The sequence below is a fragment of the Gaiella sp. genome (genome assembly GCF_035558935.1).
GTDB lineage: Bacteria > Actinomycetota > Thermoleophilia > Gaiellales > Gaiellaceae > Gaiella.
In genome coordinates, this window is record NZ_DATMBZ010000006.1 from 1 (window position 1) to 18198 (window position 18198).

The following is an 18198-nucleotide window of genomic DNA, read 5'->3' on the forward strand; positions in this document are numbered from 1 at the left end:
GCCTGGGTAACCGGCGAGGGGACGCGCGCCGCCGGGACACGACGCTGGCTCGGGCCGTGGCTTGCCCGCCCTGGCCTCGCGTGGGGCGTGTTCGCGGCCGTGCTTCTGCTCGTGATCTGGGCGCTCCCGCTGCAGCGCTTCCTGGTGGCGGCGATCCTCGCCGTGCTCGCCTGTGCCGGGTTCGAGATCGCGCGGCGCCAGGCCGTCGCCGAGTACGAGGCCGAGGGCGGCGAGGCCGGACGGCCGCAGCTCTCGATGCCGTTCCGCCGGCCGGCGGCGACCGAGCAGACGACGCAGGTCGAGGAGCTCGAGCGCCTCGCGCGCCTGCGGTCGGACGAGCTGCTCACCGAGGAGGAGTACGCCGCTGCGAAGGGGCGCTTGCTCGGGGCGGGGACGTCGGGTTAGAGCTCGAGCGCCTCGCCCGGCGCGAGCACGCGGACGTCGACCTCGGGCGCCTCTCGGGCGGCCGCCTCGACGAACGTCGCCTGCGGCTCCGCGAGGAACGCCGGCTGCCGGCGGAGCCCCAGGTGCACCGGTGCGTACGTGCCCCAGTGGATGGGGACGGCGATGCGCGGGCGGAGCAGCGCAAGCGCCTCGGCGCCCTGCCCGGGATCCATGTGCGCGCCGCGGCCGAGCGTCGGCCCCCAGCCCCAGATCGGGATCAACGCGAGGTCCAGCTCCGGCACGAGCCCGTCCATCTCGGGGAAGAGCGCCGTGTCGCCGGGGAAGTAGATGCGGCGCGAGCCGCGCACCGCATAGCCGAGGGCCGGCGCGCGCTCCGGATACGGCGGCCTCGAGCCGTCGTGCGCCGCGAACGTCGCCTCGACCTCGACCGCGCCGATCGCGAGCGTCTCTCCGACGTCCAGCTCCGTCACGTCCCGGAAACCCCGCCGGCCGAGGATCCGGCCGATCCCGCGCGGCACGACGAGCGGGGTCTTCGTGGCGATCCGGTAGAGCGACCCGAGGTCGAGATGGTCGTGGTGTGCGTGCGAGAGCAGCACGGCGTCGACCGGCCGTAGCGCGTCGGGGTGCACCGGCGCCCGGCGCCGCAGGTGCTTGACGAACAGCCGCAGCAGCGGGTCGGTGAGCAGCCGCACGCCGTCGAGCGAGATCAGCACCGTCGAGTGCCCGATCCAGCGCACCTCTGTCGCATCCGCCATCGAGGCGATGGTAGGCCCACCGCGTCGGGTAAAAGGACGTGGACGCACAAAGCGTTCCACGAGCGGAGGAGGAGACGATGCCCGGCTGGGTCGGCAACATCGAGCAGGAGACGCTCTCGAACGAGACCTTCCGCACGGTCGTGTTCACGGGCGAGCACACGCAGCTGACGGTGATGAGCATCGAGCCGGGGGACGACATCGGCGGAGAAGTCCACCACGGGCACGACCAGTTCCTCCGGATCGAGTCGGGCACCGCCCGCGTCGAGCTCGGTGGCAGCGAGGGCTCACCCGAAGAGGTCCACGAGGTCGCGGACGACTGGGCGATCATCGTCCCGTCGGGGAGCTGGCACAACGTCGTCAACACCGGCTCGGGGAAGCTCAAGGTCTACTCGCTGTACTCGCCCCCGGAGCATCCCGACGGCACCGTTCACCGGACCAAGGCGGACGCGCTGGCGGCCGAGCATTGACGACGGCGTGAGCGCCGGAGCGGAGCTCACGGTCGTCGACAACCCGGCGGAGCTCCGCTACGAGCTTCGGCGCGGCGCCGACGTCATGGGGCAGATCCGGTATGCGGTCGAACCGGGGCTCGTCCTCCTGATCCACACGGAGGTCGCAGAGGCCGTCGAGGGGCAGGGGCTGGGCTCGCGGCTCGTCCGCGGCGCACTCGACGACATCCGCGCCCGCGGCCTCAAGGTCGCTCCGGTGTGCCCGTTCGTGCTCTCGTACCTCGAGCGGCACCCCGAGTACGCCGATCTCGTGGAGTCGAATCCGCCCCGCTGGGAGTGAGCGAGCCGCCTCGGCCCGCGGCGCATCGATTCTCAGACGGTTCACAGGATCGCCAGGCAGTGTTCGAGCGTGGGCGGCATCCGCGAGACGAACGGAAGCCCCGCGAGGATCCTCGTCGTCGACGACGAGGGCTCGATCGTCGACGCCGTCGCGACCGCCCTGCGCTACGAGGGCTTCGAGGTCGAGGAGGCGGCAACGGGGCGCGAGGCGCTCTCGGCGGTCGCCCGCTTCGACCCGGACCTGATCGTGCTCGACTGGATGCTTCCGGACGTCGAGGGCATCGAGGTCGGGCGCCGGCTGCGTGAGCGCGGGCACCGGAACGCGATCCTGTTCCTGACGGCGAAGGACGGAGTCGAGCACAAGGTCGAGGCGCTCCGGGCCGGTGGGGACGACTACGTGACGAAGCCGTTCTCGCTCGCGGAGGTCGTGGCGCGCGTGCACGCGATCCTGCGGCGGACAGCCGGCGAGCTGCCCGGGGACGTCCTCCGCTACGGCGACCTCGTCCTCGACGAGGCGCGCCACGAGGTCTTCCGCGGCGAGACGCCGGTCCAGCTCACGGCGACCGAGTTCGCGCTCCTCCGCTTCTTCCTCTTGAACCCGCGGCGCGTGCTCTCGAAGGGCCAGATCCTGCAGAACGTGTGGCGCTACGACTTCCGCGGCAACTCGAACGTCGTCGAGACCTACGTCTCCTACCTCCGCCGCAAGCTCGACGCCGCCGGCCCGCCGCTCATCAAGACGGTGCGCCAGGCGGGCTACATGCTGGAGGCATGACGCATGCTCCAGCGGCTGTCGCTGCGAGCGAGGCTCCTGCTGGCGGTTCTCGTCGTCGCGGCCGTCGGGCTCGTGGCGGCGGACGTCGCCACCTACCGCGCGCTCAGCTCGTTTCTCGTCGACCGTACGGACAGCTCACTCGAGGACAGCGCGCACTCGATCCGCAGGCCCGGAGGCGAGCGTGCAGGTCCGCCCGGCGTCGCGGTGCAGGTGCGCTCTGCCGACGGGACGACCGTGCTCGTCACCCTGCCGACGATCGTGATCCCCGGCGAGGGCGAGCCGGCCCCGAAGCTGCCCGGCACGATTCTCCCGCCGACGGGCGGCGACGGCCGCGAAGCGGTGCGCTACTTCACGGTCCCCGGGCAGGACGGCGGCAGCTACCGCGTGCGGGCCTCCGTGGAGGAGGGGGCACGGGCGATGCTCGTCGTCTCGACGTCGCTCGCCGACGTCGCCTCGACCCTCGACCGGCTGCTCCTGATCGAGTTGGTCGTGACCGCCTTCGTGCTCGCGGGGATCGCCGCCCTCGGGCTCTGGCTCGTGCGAGTCGGGCTGCGTCCGCTCGACGCGATCGAGGGCACGGCGGCGGCGATCGCCGCCGGCGATCTTTCGCGCAGGGTCGAGCGGGCCGAGGACCGGACGGAGGTGGGCCGGCTCGGGCTGTCGCTCAACGCCATGCTCGCGCAGATCGAGTCTGCATTCCGCGCCCGCGAGGCCTCCGAGCGCAAGCTGCGCCGCTTCGTCGCCGACGCCTCGCACGAGCTGCGGACGCCGCTCGCCGCGGTGCGCGCCTACGCGGAGCTCTTCGAGCGCGGCGCCGCGACCCGGCCCGACGACCTCGAGCGCTCGATGACGGGCATCAGCCGGGAATCCGAGCGCATGAGCCTCCTCGTCGACGACCTGCTCCTCCTCGCGCGCCTCGACGACGGCCGGCCGCTCGCGCGCGACCGGGTCCAGCTCGACGAGGTCGTGGGCGAGGCGGTCGAGACGGCGCAGGCCGTCGACGCGGATCGTCGGATCGAGCTGGACGCCGACCCGGCGGTGGTGATCGGAGACCGCGACCGCTTGCGCCAGATCTTGGACAACCTCCTCGCGAACGTGCGCGCTCACACTCCGCCGGGCACGCCCGTGGCGATCTCGGTGCGCCGGCGGAACGGGGCGGCGGCGATCGCGGTGCGCGACAGCGGCCCCGGGCTCGACGCGGAGCACCTCGAGCACGTCTTCGAGCGCTTCTACCGCGTCGACTCGTCGCGCGCCCGGGCGAGCGGGGGCGTCGGCCTCGGACTCTCGATCGTCGCCGCGGTCGCCGAGGCGCACGGCGGGCACGTCTCGGCGCGCTCGCAGCCGGGCGACGGCGCGACGTTCGAGATCTCGCTGCCGCTCGCCGACGGCGACTGATCGGCGCTGCGACGTCCACAGCCGGCTCCCAGCCGGTTCACAGAGCCGCCCCGGCGCGCCTCGGTTTCATGGCCGTGATGAGAGGGACAGGCACGATGAAGCGCACCATCACCGAGCCGGACCGGGAGGAGAAACCATGATCGACGACGACGATCCGCGCGACGAGACGACGCTTACCCGGCGCGACTCGCTCCTCGGCCTCGGAGGGATCGCGGCGGCCGCGCTGGGCGCGGGCGGCGTCCTCGCGGCGGTCGACGGCGAGATCGCCCACGCAGCCGGGAGTGGGCCCGCGGCGGTCGCCTCGGGGCTCGTCACGTGCGTGCTGACGCCCGAGATGACGGCCGGCCCGTTCATCCTCGACGGCGACAAGGTGCGTCGCGACATCCGCGAGGGCAGGCCGGGAACTCGGCTCGAGCTCGCAACGACCGTGGTCGACGTGTCGACGTGCAAGCCGATCCGCGGTGCGGCCGTCGACGTCTGGCACTGCGACGCCGGTGGGACGTATTCGGGCTTCGCGCAGGAGGGGACCGAGGGCGAGACGTTCATGCGCGGGATCCAGCGAACCGACCGCAACGGCGTCGCGCGGTTCACGACGGTCTATCCGGGGTGGTATTCCGGCCGGACGGTGCACATCCACGTCCAGGTCTCGGCCGGCGGGAACGTCCTGCACACCGGCCAGCTCTTCTTCCCGGAACGGCTCACCGACGCCGTCTTCCGGCGCACGCCGTACAGCCGGCGCCCGAACCGCGACACGCGGAACGCGACCGACTCGATCTTTCGGAACGGCGGCTCGAAGTCGATGCTGAAGCTCGCCAGGAGCAAGAGCGGCTACGTCGGGCGCATCACGATGGGGATCACCCGCTCGTAGAGCGGCACGCGCACCGGCGGCGCCGCGACGGAGCCACACGTTCTTCGGACTCAGGGCCGAGCGCGCAACGCCACTGCTCGACGGCGGCTGCGAAGGGCGAGCAGGCCCAGGACGAGCAGGAGCACGTGCCGCTGGGGCATCTCGGCCGCAAGCACCGCGCAAGCCTAGAGCCCTACACTCGCGCCGATGGCCGAGGCGCGCGCCCCCGAGCAGCGACCCTGGCTCGCGCGCCTCGCCCACTCGCCGTACGCCATCCTGCGTGGGCTCCTGCGCAACCTCGTTCGGGTCGTCCCCGCGGCGATCGACGGCTACTTCCGAGACCGGCTCGGCCAGCACGCCGCGGGAATTGCGTACCGCGTCCTCTTCTCGCTCGCGCCGCTCGCGATCGTGCTCGTCTCGATCGTGGGCCTCGTGTTGCGGAACGACGCCCGGCGTGCGGAGGTGGTCGACCGGATCGTGGGCTGGTTGCCGGTGACCGAAGAGGGCTCGAACACGGTGGAGGAGGCGATCACCCGGCTCGCGAGCCCGACGAGCGCCGTCGGGATCCTCTCGCTTCTCCTCTTCTTCTGGGCCGCGACGGGGATGATGGCGTCGCTCCGCATGGGGCTGGAGGCTGCCCTGCGGGTCGACCGCGGCCGACCGGCGGTGCGGGGAAAGCTCGTCGACCTGCTCCTTGTGGCCGGGGCCGGCGCGCTCGTCATCGTCATGATCGCCGTCGCCGTCGCGGCCCAGGTGGTGACGCGCTTCGTCGACGGTGCCGCGAGTGTCGTCGGCTTCGAGGGCGGGCTCCTCGCGGAGCTCCTGCGCGCCGCCGTCCCGCTGCTCGTGACGACCGCGGTCGTGATGCTCCTCTACCGCTTCGTGCCCTCGCGCCGGTTGCGCTTCGGCGATGCGGTCGCCGGAGGGATGGTGACCGGGATCCTTCTTCTCGTCATCTCCGCCGCATCGGCGTTCGTGTACGACCGGCTGGCCGAGCTCTCCGTGATCTACGGCTCGATCACGGTGGTGCTCGTATTTCTCTACTCGGTGTATCTCTACGCGTCCGCGGTCCTCTTCGGGGCGGAGGTCGCGGCCGCCTGGTCGGCGCCGCCGGCGGAGGGGCCGCCGGAGCCGCTGCGCATGCAGGTGCGGCGCGCGGTGCTCGGCCTCTTCGTCCATCAGAAGCCGCCCGAGCGGACGCCGGCGAGCGAAGGCGAGCCGCCCCGGTTGACCACGTCTCGGTCCGGCGACAAAGATCGATAATCGATCGCGTCCTCCGCCGCAGCGCTCCCGACCCCCGTCGCGACCCCGGCGAACCGGATGGTGCTGGCACCGGGCGGCCAGCGCTTCGGCGACTACCGGAAGCTCGGCCTACCGCTGATGGCGCTCTACGGCGTCGTCGCAGTGCTGCTCGTTCCCGTGATCTGGTCGTTCTGGCGCGCGCCTTGCGCGGCGCGATAGCGTAGGTAGGCAGTCCTCGACCAGGGAGGTACGGATGAGCACGCTGCGCGACGACGAGATCCAGACGATCGAGGCGGGCAAGCGCTTCGACCCTCAGGCTGACGCCGACGGCGACGACACCGACACGACCGACGGCGACTCGGACGACTCCGACGCCGGAGACTCGGATGCCGGCGACGCCGACGCGGACGACACCGACGCCGCGTAGGGCGGCCGCGGCGGCGCTGGCGCGCTGCCTCGATCCCGTCGACGCCGAGACGTTCTTCTCCGAGCACTGGGAGCGGCGACCGCTCGTGGTGCCGCGCGACGAGCCGGGGCGCTTCGACGATCTCCTCTCGGAGGCGGACGTCGAGCGCCTCGTCTGCGCGACGGCGATCCGCTACCCGGCGTTCCGCCTCGTCCGCGAGGGCGCCCAGATCGACATCGCCTCCTACGCCCGTGACGTGTCGTGGAGGCCGCCGTTCACGAAGACGGCGGACGTGATGCGCGTCGTCGCCGAGTGGGAGGCGGGCGCCACGATCGTGCTGCAGGCCCTCCACGTCAACTGGCATCCGCTCGCGGTCTTCTGTCGCCTGCTCGAGGGGGCGCTCGACCGGCCGGTCCAGGTCAACTCCTACTACACGCCGCGCGGGTCGCAGGGCTTTGCGGTTCACCACGACACACACGACGTGCTCGTGCTCCAGGTCGCGGGCGAGAAGCGCTGGCGGCTCTACGACCCGCTGCTCGAGCTCCCGCTCAAGCACCAGCGGTATTCGAAGGCGCTCGGTGAGCACGGAGAGGCGACCGACGAGCTCGTGCTGCGCGCCGGGGACACGCTCTACCTGCCGAGGGGCTGGCTCCACGAGGCCGAGACGTCCGACACGGACTCGCTCCACCTGACGATCGGAATCACCGCGCACACGTGGGTCGATGCCGCCCGCGACGGGCTCGCGGCACTGGAGCGGGAGCCGGCGCTCCGGCGCGACATCGGCACGGGCGACGGCGACGGCCTGGACGACGCGCTTGCGGTCGCGCTCGACCCCGAGCTCGTCGAGCGTCGACGCAGGCGTCGCTTCGTCGAGACGCGCCGGCCGATCCGCGAGGACGGCCTGACCCAGCTCCGGGCGCTCGAGACACTCGGCCCCGAGACGCTCCTCGAGCGGCGCGAGACCGTGATCGCCGACCTCGAGGAGCCGCCGGAGGGACCGGCGCTCGTCTTCGAGGGCAAGGAGCTCCGCTTCCCGCCCCATGCGGGCGAGGAGCTGCGGGCGTGCTACGAGAGCGAGGAGCCGTTCCGCGTCTCCGAGCTTCCCGGCGAGCTCGACGACGAGGGGCGCGTCGTGCTCGCCCGCCGTCTCGTCCGCGAGGGCTTCCTCCGGCTCGTCGTCGAGCGAGAGTAGGCGCTACCGCGGGGTACGCACGCGGCGCTCGGTGACGCGGTAGTGGCGTGGGGCGCGCGGCTCGGTCGCGTCGCATGTGAGGGAGAAAGGCTCCTCGCCGGGGACGGCCTCGACGTCGAGCTCGTGTACCGCCTCGTCGGGCGTCCGGAAGCGAACCCGCCACCGGTTCTCGTCCCGGCGCTGCGACCCTACGAGGCGGAGGTCGTCGATGCCGAGGAGGCCCTCGGACGTCCGCACGGCCTGCTCGGCGGCCTGCACCGGGAACGAGTAGGCGCTCCGGCCGCGATAGCGGTCGAGGTCGACGTCCCCGGAAGCGAGCGACGCGAGCACCGGCTCCACCTCCTCGGGGCCGACACGGCCGAAGTAGAGGCCCTGTGGGAGCGCGACGAGGTTCCCGGCGAAGCGATCGCCGCCGACGTGCGTCGACTGCCAGACCTCGCCCGGCGGCGCAGCGGCACGGAGAGCGTCGTAGAGCGGACGCCCGTGCCGGGCGCAGCAGCGATCGCGCTTGCCGTGGGTGCAGACGACGAGGAGCGGCTGCCGAACGGCGTCACCGATGCCGGGACTGCCCTGCAACGTGCTCGCGAGGTCGACGTCGTGGAGGTCGTCCTGGTGCTCGACCTCGAGCCCGACCAGCTGCTCCTCGCCCGGAGTCGAGGTCGCGAGGAAGACGCGCCGGCCGTGCTCGGCCCGGCGCTCCGGCTGCTTGACGAAGAGCAGCCTCGACGGGCGCAGAAGCGCGAGCTGTTCGCGGAGATGGGCCTTGAGCCTCGGTGAGAGAAGGCTGCCGCCGAGCACGTCGCGTTGCCACGCTCCGCGGTACTCGATCAGGATCCAGTGGTCGATCCGGCTCGCGGTCGCCGCGAGCGGTTCCTCGCGCGCGAGCGAGGTCGCAGAGCAGAAAGGACGACGTCCCTCGGAGCCGTGGGCCATCGAGCCAGGGTAGCCTCCTGTCAGGGAGCCCCTGATCCCGTCCCACATGCTGCGAGAGGAGGCCCGTGAACCTCCACACCGACATTCCGAGCCGTGCCGAGATCGACGCCCTCCTCGCCGGCCGCGACGCGGCAAGCGTCTCGATCTACGTCCCGACCGACCCCGCGTCTCCGGGCGAGGCCGAGCGGATCGAGCTCAAGAACCTCGCTGCCGAGGCCGTGCGGCAGCTCGAGGAGGCGGGCACGCCGAAGGCGGATGCCGATGCGATCGCTGAGCAGCTCGCGTCGCTCGACTCCGACGAGACGTTCTGGCGCCATCAGGCGCGCAGCCTCGCCGTCTTCGCGACGCCGCGGTCGCTCGTGTCGTTCCGCCTTCCCAACCGGCTCGTGGCGCAGGTCCAGGTCGCCGACCGGTTCCACCTGAAGCCGCTGCTGCGCGCGGTGACGTTTCCGCAGGTGGCGTTCCTGCTCGCGCTTGCACAGGGCTCGGTTCGCCTGCTCGAGGTCGGTCCCGAGGTCGGGCCGTGGGAGGTCGACGTTCCCGATCTTCCGTCGGACGTCGCGAGCGCTGCCGGGATGGCGTCGATCGCCGACCGTGCTCCCCGCGGCGCGCTCCAGGGCGCGGAGGGCCAGAAGGTGCGGATGCGGCAGTACTGCCGCGAGGTCGACCGCGCGCTTCGCCCGATGCTCGCCGGGCTCGACGTCCCGCTCGTGCTGGCGGCCACCGAGCCGCTGGACTCGATCTACCGCTCGGTCAACACGTATCCACACCTCGCGCCGCAGAGCGTCCCGGGGAGCCCGGAGGCCAGCTCCGACACGGAGCTCGTCGCAGGGGCGCGCACCGTGCTCGACACGGTCTACGCGGCCGAGCTCGAGAGGGTCCGCGAGCTGTACGAGCGGCGCGCGTCTCAGGGCCGCACCGCGCAGGACGTCGTGGACCTCGCGCGCGCGGCGACGTTCGGCGCGGTGGACACGGTGCTCGTCGACATCGACGACGTCGTCCCGGGCACGGTGGACGAGGACTCCGGCGCGGTGACCTTCGCCGAGGAGGACGACGCCGTCGCGTACGGCGTCGTCGACGAGATCGCACGGCGCGTCTGGCTCAACGGCGGGCGCGTGCTGGCCGTGCGCCGCGAGGACGTGCCCGGCGGTGGTGCCGCCGCGGGGATCCTCCGCTACGCCGTCTGAGACCTGAGCCGGCCGGTCGGCGCGGCCGGGGGGTGTGAGAGGATCCCGCGCGATGAGGCGCCGGTGCGGGATCGGGATCCTCGGCGCCCTCGCGCTCGTGCTCGCGCTCGCGCCGGCCGCCGCCGCCGACCTCCGCGACGAGCAGGCGCTCGCAGAGCGGTACGCGCCCGTCGTCCGTCTCGTCGAGCAACCCGAGGAATGCGGCCCGGGTGAGCCGTACGAGCCGATGGACGTCGACCGGCTGTTCGGCGAGCCGACCGTGGCGCTCCGCGGCCCCTGGAACAACACGGACCTCGTGAAGATCGCGCCGACGGCGAAGGACCTCGCCGGGCTCTACGAGTATCACCTCGACTTCCCGGGAAACCCGCTCCAGGCGGGGTGCGACTACGAGCGGTGGTCGCGACGCATCACCGAGGGATCGACACCGACGGTCTACGCCCACGTGGCCACCGATCCCGCGTTCCCCGGCAAGGTCGCCCTCCAGTACTGGTTCTTCTACGCGTTCAACGACTTCAACAACACGCACGAGGGCGACTGGGAGATGATCCAGCTCGTCTTCGACGGAGAGGACGCGGAGGCGGCGCTCACCGCCGAGCATCCGGTCGAGGTCGGCTACAGCTCTCACGAGGGCGCCGAGCGCGCGGTGTGGGGCGACGACAAGCTCGAGGTCGTCGACGGGACGCACCCCGTCGTCTTCCCGGCCGCGGGGTCGCACGCGAACAAGTACACCGAAGCGCTCTACGTCGGCAGCTCGGCCGAGGCCGGCGTCGGGTGCGACGACACCCGCGGGCCGCATCGCGAGGTCCACCCGAGCGTGCGGACGATCCCGAGCAACGCTCCGTCCGCCGCCGACGCGTACCCGTGGATCACGTTCGAAGGGCGGTGGGGCGAGCTCCAGAAGGCGTTCTTCAACGGCCCGACGGGGCCGAACCTGAAGACGCAGTGGACGGCGCCAATCGAATGGGCGGAAGGATGGCGCGACCGCAGCTATGCCGTCCCCACCGGGGGGATCCTCGGCACGGGTGCGACCGACGTGTTCTGCGCCGGCGTCGAGCGCGGCTCCGAGACGTTGATCCGGCTGCTCCGCAACCCGGGCGCGACGCTGCTCGCGATCGCCGCCGTCCTCGGGCTCCTCGCCTTCGCCGTGATCCGGGCGACGTGGACGCCGGTCGCGCCGCTCCGGATCGCGCATCGCCGGAGCTGGGGTCAGGTCCTCTCGGCGTCGGCCCGCATGTACGTGGCCCGGCCGGGGCTGTTCGTCGGGCTCGGCCTCCTGCTGATCCCGATCGTGCTGATCGTGACCGTGCTCCAGTGGCTCCTCGTCACCGGCCTCGAGGCGGCCGGGAGCGTGACGGGTGACCTGGCGGGCCTCTTTGCGTGGCTCGCGGTCGTCGTGGGAACGACCCTGACGCTGCTCGGGCTCGGGCTCGTCCAGGCCGCCACGGCGTGCGCGCTCGTGGAGCTCGATGCCGGCCGTACTCTGTCCCCGACGGCCGCGTACAGGTTGACACTCGCGAAGCTACGTCCGCTGCTCGGCGCCGTCGCGGTCGCCGTCGCGATGTGGATCCTGCTCGCGACGAGTGTCGTGCTGCTCCCGGTCGCGATCTGGCTCGTCGTCCGCTGGTCGCTGCTCGCGCCCGCCGTCGAGCTCGAGGATCGCGGCGCGCTCGGCGCGCTCCGTCGCAGTGCGGAGCTCGTTCGCGGGCGGTGGCTCCGCGTCGGCTCGCTCGTGGGCCTCGGAGGGCTGATCGCGCTGCTCGCGGGGCCGCTCATCGGCGCGCTCCTGATCTTCGTCTCGAACTCGTCGCTCGCGCTCCTGAACCTCGTGGCAGGGATCGTGTACGCCATCACGCTTCCGTTCGTCGCACTCGTGACGTGCTACGTCTACTTCGACGCCCGGGTCCGGGAGGAGCTCGAGCCGGCCGACGTGCGGCGCGAGCTGCCGGCGGAGATCTCCATCCGCCCGACCTGACGGTCCGCGCTTCTCCCCAGGCCTCCGTGTCGCCTGTGGGCAACGTGTGGAAAGGCGCCCCGTTTCGTACGCAGTTTGCGGCGACTTCCTCGACGGTCCTGTGGATGGGCGCTGCGCCGAGGGTCGCGGTATGACATGACGGGCGCCTCCCCCCTAAGGCTCGGAGATCTCGCCCGGGTCACGGCTTCCGAAGCCGGGGCCCGCGATCGAAGGGCGGCGGAGTACTGACACCGCCGCCCACTCCGAGTCGCCGCGCTGCGCGTCCGGGTCGACACGACCGGGTGCCCTCCTCGAGCCCGTCGCCGGCCGTCCCCCGCGGCGGCGGGCCGGCTCTCCGGGCGATCCGTAGAAACCCGGCCGAGAGCACGCTCTTTCCCCGATGACGATCGGTACGCCGCCTCGCACCATCGAAACGTGGAAGCAGACTCGTTCTCGGTCGTGATCGCGGGCGGCGGGGTGGCGGCCCTCGAGGCCGCGCTCACCCTGCGGGAGCTCGGAGAAGGCCGCATTCGCGTGGAGCTCCTGGCGCCCGAGCCGAGCTTCTGGTACCGCCCGGTCGCGGTCGCCGAGCCGTTCGACCTCGGCGAGGTCCGGCACTTCGATCTCGGCCAGCTGGCGGAAGGCATCGGCGCGTTCGTCACCCTCGGCTCGCTGACGGGTGTCGACGTCGACCGCCGCGAGGCCCGGACCGCGAGCGACGCCGTCCTGCGCTACGACGCGCTGCTGCTCGCCTGCGGCGCCGTGCCCGAGCCGGCGGTCGCCGGGGCGCTGACGTTCCGCGGTCCGGCCGACAGCCCCCGGATGCGCGAGCTCCTCGGTGAGATCGAGCGTGGGGAGGTCGCCAAGGTCGCGTTCGCCGTGCCGTGGGGCGCCACCTGGGCGCTCCCGGCCTACGAGCTCGCCCTGATGACGGCCGCACACCTCTCCGCGGTCGGCATCTACGGCGTCGAGCTCGGCATCGTCACACCGGAGGCCGAGCCGCTCCAGCTCTTCGGCCATTCCGCGAGCGAGGCCGTCCGAGGCCTGCTCGACGAGGCCGCCGTCGAGTTCGTGGGAGGCGTCTCGCCCGTCGCGCTCGCCGACGGCAAGCTGCTCTCCCTCTCCGGCGGGGCCGTCCCGGCGGACCGCGTCGTCGCGCTGCCACGGCTGCGCGGGCAGAAGATCGACGGCATCCCGCAGACGGTCGAGGGCTTCGTCTCCGTCGACGAGCACTGCGGTGTGCGCGGCGCCGAGGCGGTGTTCGCCGCCGGCGACATCACGAGCTTCCCGATCAAGCAGGGCGGTATCGCCGCCCAGCAGGCGGTGGCCGCCGCGGAGGCGATCGCGGTGCTGGCCGGCGCCTCCCTCGTCCCGCATCCGTTCCGGCCGGTCCTGCGCGGCCTCCTCCTCACCGGCAACGAGCCGCAGTACCTCCGGCGCGATCTCTCGGGCCACGAGCCCGACTGGGCGAGCGCGTCGCCGATCTGGTGGCCGCCGACGAAGATCGTCGGGCGTCGACTGGCGCCGTTCCTCGCTTCTCTGACCGGCGAGGTTCCGGTCGCCGACCTCGCGCCGCCTCCCGGCGGCCTGTCCGTCGACTTGCCGCTCGACGCCGGCCGACTCGAGCGGTTCGCCACGACGGCGCCGGACGTGCTCCTCGGGCCCTCGTCGGACGGCGCCGGCCCACGGACGGTGGCGGCGGTGATGCGGCGGGACCCGCTGCTCGTCACGGGCGCGACGGCGCTCGACGACGTGGTCCGCACGATGCGCCGGCACGACGACGGCTCGGTCCTCGTCGTCGGCGACGACGAGCGGCTCGTCGGGATCCTGACCGCGCGCGACGTCCTGCGTGCCGTCGCGAGCGACGTCAATCCGTCCCGCGCGCCCGTCGGCCAGTGGATGACCGCCCAGCCGGTCGCCGTCGAGCCGACCACGACGCTCGACGCCGCCGAAGCGCTGATGACGGAGTACGGTGTCCATCACCTGCCCGTCGTCGAGGGCGGGCGGCCGGTCGGCATGGTCGGCCTCCGAGACGTCACCCGCCTGCAGCGCCATCCCGAGCGGTTGTCCGTCGGGTTGGGCTTCTGAGCGGTCTTTCGACACGAGTGAAGGAGTGAGGATGAGACGCAACGCAGTCGAGGTGCGGTCGGTGATGACGAGCGATGTCCTCTCGGTGACGCCGGACACGCCCATCAAGGACGTCGCCGTCCTGCTCTCCGAGCGCGGGATCTCCGGTGTCCCGGTCTGCGACGCGAACGGCGCCGTCGTGGGAGTCCTCAGCGAGGCGGACCTCCTCGTCAAGCAAGGCGGTCCGCGGCACGTGTCGGGCGGCCTGTTCGCCTGGCTCGTCGACACCGCGAGCGCGCCCGACATCGCGAAGCTGCGCGCCCACACGGCGGGCGAGGCGATGACGTCTCCGGCGGTCACGGTCGAGGCGGACACGCCGATCGGCGAGGCGGCTCGCATGATGGTCGACCGCGGCATGAACCGCCTGCCCGTCGTGGAGGACGGCGCCCTCGTCGGCATCGTCACGCGAGCGGATCTCGTCAGGCTCTTCACCCGGAGCGACGAGGACATCGCCCGGGAGATTCGCGAGAACGTCGCCGGCCGCATGCTCTGGATCGACGCGAACCGCCTCGAGGTCGAGGTGGAGCGCGGAGAGGTCGTCCTGCGCGGCCAGGTCGACACCGAGCTCGAGGCCGAGCTCCTCGAGAAGCGCATCCCCCTGGTGCCCGGTGTGGTCGGCATCCGCTCCGAGCTGTCGTGGCCGGTCGACCGCAAGGGGCATCCGGTCGGAGGAGAGGCGCGCGCGTAGAGCTCACCACGTATCGTCGTCCCTGGAGAAGGCGCGATCGGCCAGGGAGGAGGCGAGCGTGAACGGACGGGTACGGGCACTCGGAGCGACCCTCCTCGCCGGCGCGGTGCTGGCGGCGGCGGGCTGCGGCGGCGACGACAACCAAGTCTCGGCGTCGACACAGTGGGCGGGCGACCTCTGCACCGCGGTCAACACGTGGCGCAACTCGATCGCGACGACCGCGTCGACGCTCACGTCCAACCCCACACGTGACGGTCTCGAGCAGGCCGCGGCCGACGCGGAGGCGACGACGAGGACGATGATCGACACGGTGAAAGGGCTCGGTGCGCCCGACACGACGAGCGGCGACGAGGCCAAGGCGGCCGTCGACTCGCTCGCGACAAGCCTCCAGTCGGACGTCGAGACGATCAAGGGCGCCGTCGAGGGCGTCTCCGACGTCCAGGGCCTGCTCGCTGCCGCCTCGACGGTCTCGTCGACGGTCGCGAACATCTCGACGCAGCTTTCCTCGACGCTCGACGAGCTCGGCGCCCTGCGCGACTCGGACGACGAGCTGAAGCAGGCGTTCTCGGACGCGGATTCCTGCGACGGCGTGATTCCAGGGTCGTAGATGGCGGGCGTCGTCGTCGCCGGCGTCGACGGCTCGGATCACGGCCGAGAGGCGCTTCGCTTCGCCCTCTCCGAGGCGGCGCTCCGCGGCGCGCGCGTCACCGCGGTGCGCGCCTGGAGCATCCCGCCGCTCACGACGACCGGCGTCGGGATCATGCCGGCCTACCAGGTCGTCCGCGACGGGCTCGCCGAGGGGACGGCGGCGGAGCTCGCGCAGTCGGTCGAGGAGGCGTCCTCGGAGGCCTCCGTCGAGGTCGAGGTCGTCCAGGGCGACGCGGCGGGAGCGCTCGTCGAGCGGTCGGCGGGCGCCGCCCTGGTCGTCGTCGGCTCCCGCGGTCGCGGCAGCGTCGCGGGTCCCCTGCTCGGATCCGTCTCCCAGGGAGTGCTCCACCACGCGCAGTGCCCCGTCGCCGTCGTGCACAAGGCCGAGCGGGCGCTCGGGTCACGCGTTGTCGTGGGCGTCGACGGCTCTCCGGGGGCGAGCGGCGCGATCCAGTGGGCCTTCGCGGAGGCGAAGCTCCGCTCCGTTCCCGTGCACGCCGTGTCCGCCTACGAGGAGCCGTGGACGCTTGCGGCGGCGGGCTTCTCGAGCGCCGAGATCGCCCTCGAATACCGGAACGCGCTGGCCGGGGATGCGGGGCGCGTGGTCGAGGAGGTGCGTGCGGCCGCCCCCGAGGGAGTCGAGGTCACGGGCGAGGTGGTGCTCGCGTCCGCCGGCCGCGCGCTTGTCGACATCGCCGGAGACGACCTGCTCGTCGTCGGCTCCCGCGGCCGCGGCGGCTTCAAGAGCCTCCTCCTCGGATCGGTGAGCCTGCACTGCGCGGCCAATGCGCGCGGTGTGGCGGTCGTCGTGCGCGAAGCCTGAGGCGCCTCAGCCGAAGAGGGAGGGCCGCGAACCCAGGTCGCGGCCCTCGTGTGAGCGTCACCGCGGCGGACCGCGGGTCCCCCGGACGCTCTACTTCGCGGCGATCTCGATCGTGCGGGGCTTCGCCTCCGCCGCTTTCGGCGCGTGGACGACGAGCACGCCCTGCCTGAACTCGGCGGCCACCTCCTCGGTGAGCGCCTCGGTGGGCAGCTCGAAGCGGCGCTCGAACGTCTTCGCGAGCCGCTCGTTGAGGAAGAAGGTCTTCTCCTTCTCCTCCTTCGTCTCGGTCTTCTCCCCGCGAACGGTGAGGACGTGGTCGCGCACCTCGACGGCGAGATCGTGCTCGTCGTAGCCGGGCACCTCGAGCTCGTAGATGTACTCCCCGTTCGACTCGTAGACGTCGGCGGCCGGCCACGCCGGGACGATCCCGACCTGGTCGAGCATGCGGCGCATGCGGCGGTCCACGGTGTCGAGATCGTGGAACGGGCTCCAGCGAACGAGTGCCATGGGAACACCTCCCTTCGCTTGGCACGCGAAGGCAAGCAACGCCCGCGGCACGACGCATCCGTGAGGCGTGCAGCGCGGTTGCGGGGAACTACGGTCTCACGGCCTCGCGCGGACCGATCACGGCGCGCGCGACTTCGGCAGCGACACGTAGATCAGCCCGGCGGCGAGAAGCGCGAGCAGCAGGCCCACGCCGAGGAGCGAGACCCCGACCCACGGCAGCGCGTCGAGCTCGGCGCCGATGCTGAGGGTCGCGTCGACGAAGCGGGAGCCGTCGGCGTTCATCACGACGACTGCCCAGTGCCCGTTCTCCGGGTCCCAGTCGAGGTTCACGCGGCCGGTCCCCTGCGCCGACGCCGCCCAGAACGTCTGCTCGCCTGGCGGCGTCGCGGGCGCGCCGCCCGGCCGGCGGTCGTTCTCGTCACCGCCGATGTTGTGGCCGATGTCGTGGACCACCTCGTGCCCCACGTCGGCGAGGTACCGCTCGACGTCCGCATCGGGGCCGATCCCGAGGAATACCGGGTCGTCGCTGCGGCCCTGGATCCGGACGGTGCCGACGAGGTCGTTCCAGGCCCAGTCGGGCCCGTCGAGGTCGGCCGTCTCCGAGACGAGGGCGTACGTCGGCGTCGAGTACACGTGCCTCGGGCTCGTGACGAACCCCTCCTCGCGTTGCGTCCAGTCGATCGCGAGCGCGCCCACGCCGGCGGCGAGCGTGCCCAGCGAGACGAGCCCGATGACCGAGCCGACCGCGAGCAGCGCGATCCGGCCGCCGCTCCAGCGTCCCCGCGCGCCGGCGCCGGGTTCGGTCGCGGCGACCGCTCCCGATTCCTCGAGCACGAGCTGCTCACCGGCGGGCGCGCCCGGGTCGGAGCCGCCCTGGTCGAGCCGGAACGGCGGATAGGCGTCCGTCATCAGCGACGCGTAGCCGAGGACGCGGAACACCCAGCGGTCGAGGCCGACGACGAGATCGAAGAGACCGCGTGGGTAGCGCCCGGTGAAGAGAAGCGCGGCGCCGGCGAAGAGGACGAGCAGCCCGATCAGGCCGCCGCCCCAGCTCCACGACCAGTCCTCGCCCCGCCACGCGAGCCAGCCGCCCCCGCCCGCGATGACGCTGACGACGAGGTACTGCGGGATGGCGAGCAGCCACCACTTCACGAGGACGAGGCCGCGCGAGAGCGGGCCGGGATAGTCCACCGCGAGACGCGCCGGGTAGTCCGGCACGTCGTCGAGCGTGAAGGGCGGATAGCGGTCCGTGCCGAGCGCGCCGAAGGTGTAGAAGCCGACGCGCCACGTCCAGCGGAGCACGCCCACGTTGAAGTCGAAGATCGCCTTCGGGTAGCGCGCGGTGAAGAGGATCGCGAAGAAGGCGACGACGCCGAGCAGGAAGAACGCGGCCCAGAGGAACGCGAGCACGATGTAGTGCGGGATCGCGAGCAGCCACTTGACGAGCCAGAGCCAGCGGCTCAGCTGCGGGTCGAGCGTGCCCTCGACGTGCACCGGATACGTGCTGCGGGCCGACATCGATCGAACCTCCTGCG

General features: G+C 72.4%; 19 protein-coding genes and 1 pseudogene. 16 read left to right on the forward strand and 4 right to left on the reverse strand.

The annotated features are described in order from the left end of the window. Window positions 1-405: pseudogene (locus VNM44_RS00530) on the forward strand (SHOCT domain-containing protein); the annotation flags it as partial. Here VNM44_RS00530 and VNM44_RS00535 read toward each other — a convergent pair. Further along, the gene (locus VNM44_RS00535; RefSeq protein WP_325621443.1) at window positions 402-1160 is read right to left on the reverse strand and encodes an MBL fold metallo-hydrolase; all 759 of its coding nucleotides are present in this window, start codon (window positions 1158-1160) and stop codon (window positions 402-404) included. The pseudogene VNM44_RS00530 and the gene VNM44_RS00535 overlap by 4 nt on opposite strands. Before the next feature lie 77 nt (window positions 1161-1237). On the opposite strand from VNM44_RS00535, the gene VNM44_RS00540 reads away from it, so the two are divergent. The 9 genes from VNM44_RS00540 (at window position 1238) to VNM44_RS00580 (ending at window position 7799) form a co-directional block, all read left to right on the forward strand. Further along, window positions 1238-1627 carry a cupin domain-containing protein gene (locus VNM44_RS00540; RefSeq protein WP_325621445.1) on the forward strand — a complete coding sequence of 130 codons (390 nt, stop codon included), beginning with the start codon at window positions 1238-1240 and terminating at the stop codon, window positions 1625-1627. A gap of 7 nt (window positions 1628-1634) precedes the next feature. Next, complete coding sequence (locus VNM44_RS00545) at window positions 1635-1946, forward strand: GNAT family N-acetyltransferase (protein WP_325621447.1); 312 nt, start codon at window positions 1635-1637, stop codon at window positions 1944-1946. A gap of 69 nt (window positions 1947-2015) precedes the next feature. Next, window positions 2016-2717, forward strand: coding sequence for a response regulator transcription factor (locus VNM44_RS00550; RefSeq protein WP_325621449.1), 702 nt, complete (start codon window positions 2016-2018; stop codon window positions 2715-2717). 3 nt (window positions 2718-2720) lie between these two features. Further along, window positions 2721-4112, forward strand: a complete 1392-nt coding sequence (locus VNM44_RS00555) for a HAMP domain-containing sensor histidine kinase (protein WP_325621451.1) — start codon at window positions 2721-2723, stop codon at window positions 4110-4112. Window positions 4113-4248: 136 nt separating this feature from the next. Further along, window positions 4249-4980, forward strand: a complete 732-nt coding sequence (locus tag VNM44_RS00560) for an intradiol ring-cleavage dioxygenase (RefSeq protein WP_325621454.1) — start codon at window positions 4249-4251, stop codon at window positions 4978-4980. A 186-nt stretch (window positions 4981-5166) separates the two neighbouring features. Further along, window positions 5167-6222 (forward strand): YihY/virulence factor BrkB family protein, encoded by a 1056-nt coding sequence (locus VNM44_RS00565; protein ID WP_325621456.1) that lies wholly within the window; start codon window positions 5167-5169, stop codon window positions 6220-6222. Between the two features lie 57 nt (window positions 6223-6279). Beyond that, entirely contained in the window at window positions 6280-6420 is a 141-nt protein-coding gene (locus VNM44_RS00570; RefSeq protein WP_325621457.1) for a hypothetical protein, read from the forward strand. Between the two features lie 34 nt (window positions 6421-6454). Continuing rightward, window positions 6455-6628 (forward strand): hypothetical protein, encoded by a 174-nt coding sequence (locus tag VNM44_RS00575; RefSeq protein WP_325621459.1) that lies wholly within the window; start codon window positions 6455-6457, stop codon window positions 6626-6628. Next, window positions 6588-7799 (forward strand): cupin domain-containing protein, encoded by a 1212-nt coding sequence (locus tag VNM44_RS00580; protein WP_325621461.1) that lies wholly within the window; start codon window positions 6588-6590, stop codon window positions 7797-7799. The genes VNM44_RS00575 and VNM44_RS00580 overlap by 41 nt, the downstream gene beginning before the upstream one ends. A 3-nt stretch (window positions 7800-7802) precedes the next feature. Here the strand turns inward: VNM44_RS00580 and VNM44_RS00585 are convergent, their stop codons facing one another. Further along, window positions 7803-8732, reverse strand: coding sequence for a sucrase ferredoxin (locus tag VNM44_RS00585; protein WP_325621463.1), 930 nt, complete (start codon window positions 8730-8732; stop codon window positions 7803-7805). A gap of 65 nt (window positions 8733-8797) precedes the next feature. Between VNM44_RS00585 and VNM44_RS00590 the strand changes: the two genes are divergently transcribed. From VNM44_RS00590 to VNM44_RS00615, 6 genes are all read left to right on the forward strand, one after another. Continuing rightward, window positions 8798-9919: a hypothetical protein gene (locus VNM44_RS00590; RefSeq protein WP_325621465.1), complete on the forward strand. Its 1122-nt coding sequence runs from the start codon at window positions 8798-8800 to the stop codon at window positions 9917-9919. 52 nt (window positions 9920-9971) lie between these two features. Next, window positions 9972-11891 carry a hypothetical protein gene (locus VNM44_RS00595; RefSeq protein ID WP_325621467.1) on the forward strand — a complete coding sequence of 640 codons (1920 nt, stop codon included), beginning with the start codon at window positions 9972-9974 and terminating at the stop codon, window positions 11889-11891. Between the two features lie 414 nt (window positions 11892-12305). Further along, window positions 12306-13958: a CBS domain-containing protein gene (locus VNM44_RS00600; protein ID WP_325621469.1), complete on the forward strand. Its 1653-nt coding sequence runs from the start codon at window positions 12306-12308 to the stop codon at window positions 13956-13958. Window positions 13959-13989: 31 nt separating this feature from the next. After that, window positions 13990-14685, forward strand: coding sequence for a CBS domain-containing protein (locus VNM44_RS00605; RefSeq protein WP_325621473.1), 696 nt, complete (start codon window positions 13990-13992; stop codon window positions 14683-14685). A 58-nt stretch (window positions 14686-14743) separates the two neighbouring features. Continuing rightward, window positions 14744-15292 carry a hypothetical protein gene (locus VNM44_RS00610; protein WP_325621475.1) on the forward strand — a complete coding sequence of 183 codons (549 nt, stop codon included), beginning with the start codon at window positions 14744-14746 and terminating at the stop codon, window positions 15290-15292. Beyond that, complete coding sequence (locus tag VNM44_RS00615; protein ID WP_325621477.1) at window positions 15293-16156, forward strand: universal stress protein; 864 nt, start codon at window positions 15293-15295, stop codon at window positions 16154-16156. A gap of 90 nt (window positions 16157-16246) precedes the next feature. Here VNM44_RS00615 and VNM44_RS00620 read toward each other — a convergent pair whose 3' ends face one another. Both VNM44_RS00620 and VNM44_RS00625 read right to left on the reverse strand, forming a co-directional pair. Further along, window positions 16247-16663, reverse strand: coding sequence for an Hsp20/alpha crystallin family protein (locus tag VNM44_RS00620; RefSeq protein WP_325621479.1), 417 nt, complete (start codon window positions 16661-16663; stop codon window positions 16247-16249). 117 nt (window positions 16664-16780) lie between these two features. Next, window positions 16781-18181, reverse strand: a complete 1401-nt coding sequence (locus VNM44_RS00625) for a DUF4389 domain-containing protein (protein ID WP_325621481.1) — start codon at window positions 18179-18181, stop codon at window positions 16781-16783. Between the last annotated feature and the right edge of the window lie 17 nt (window positions 18182-18198).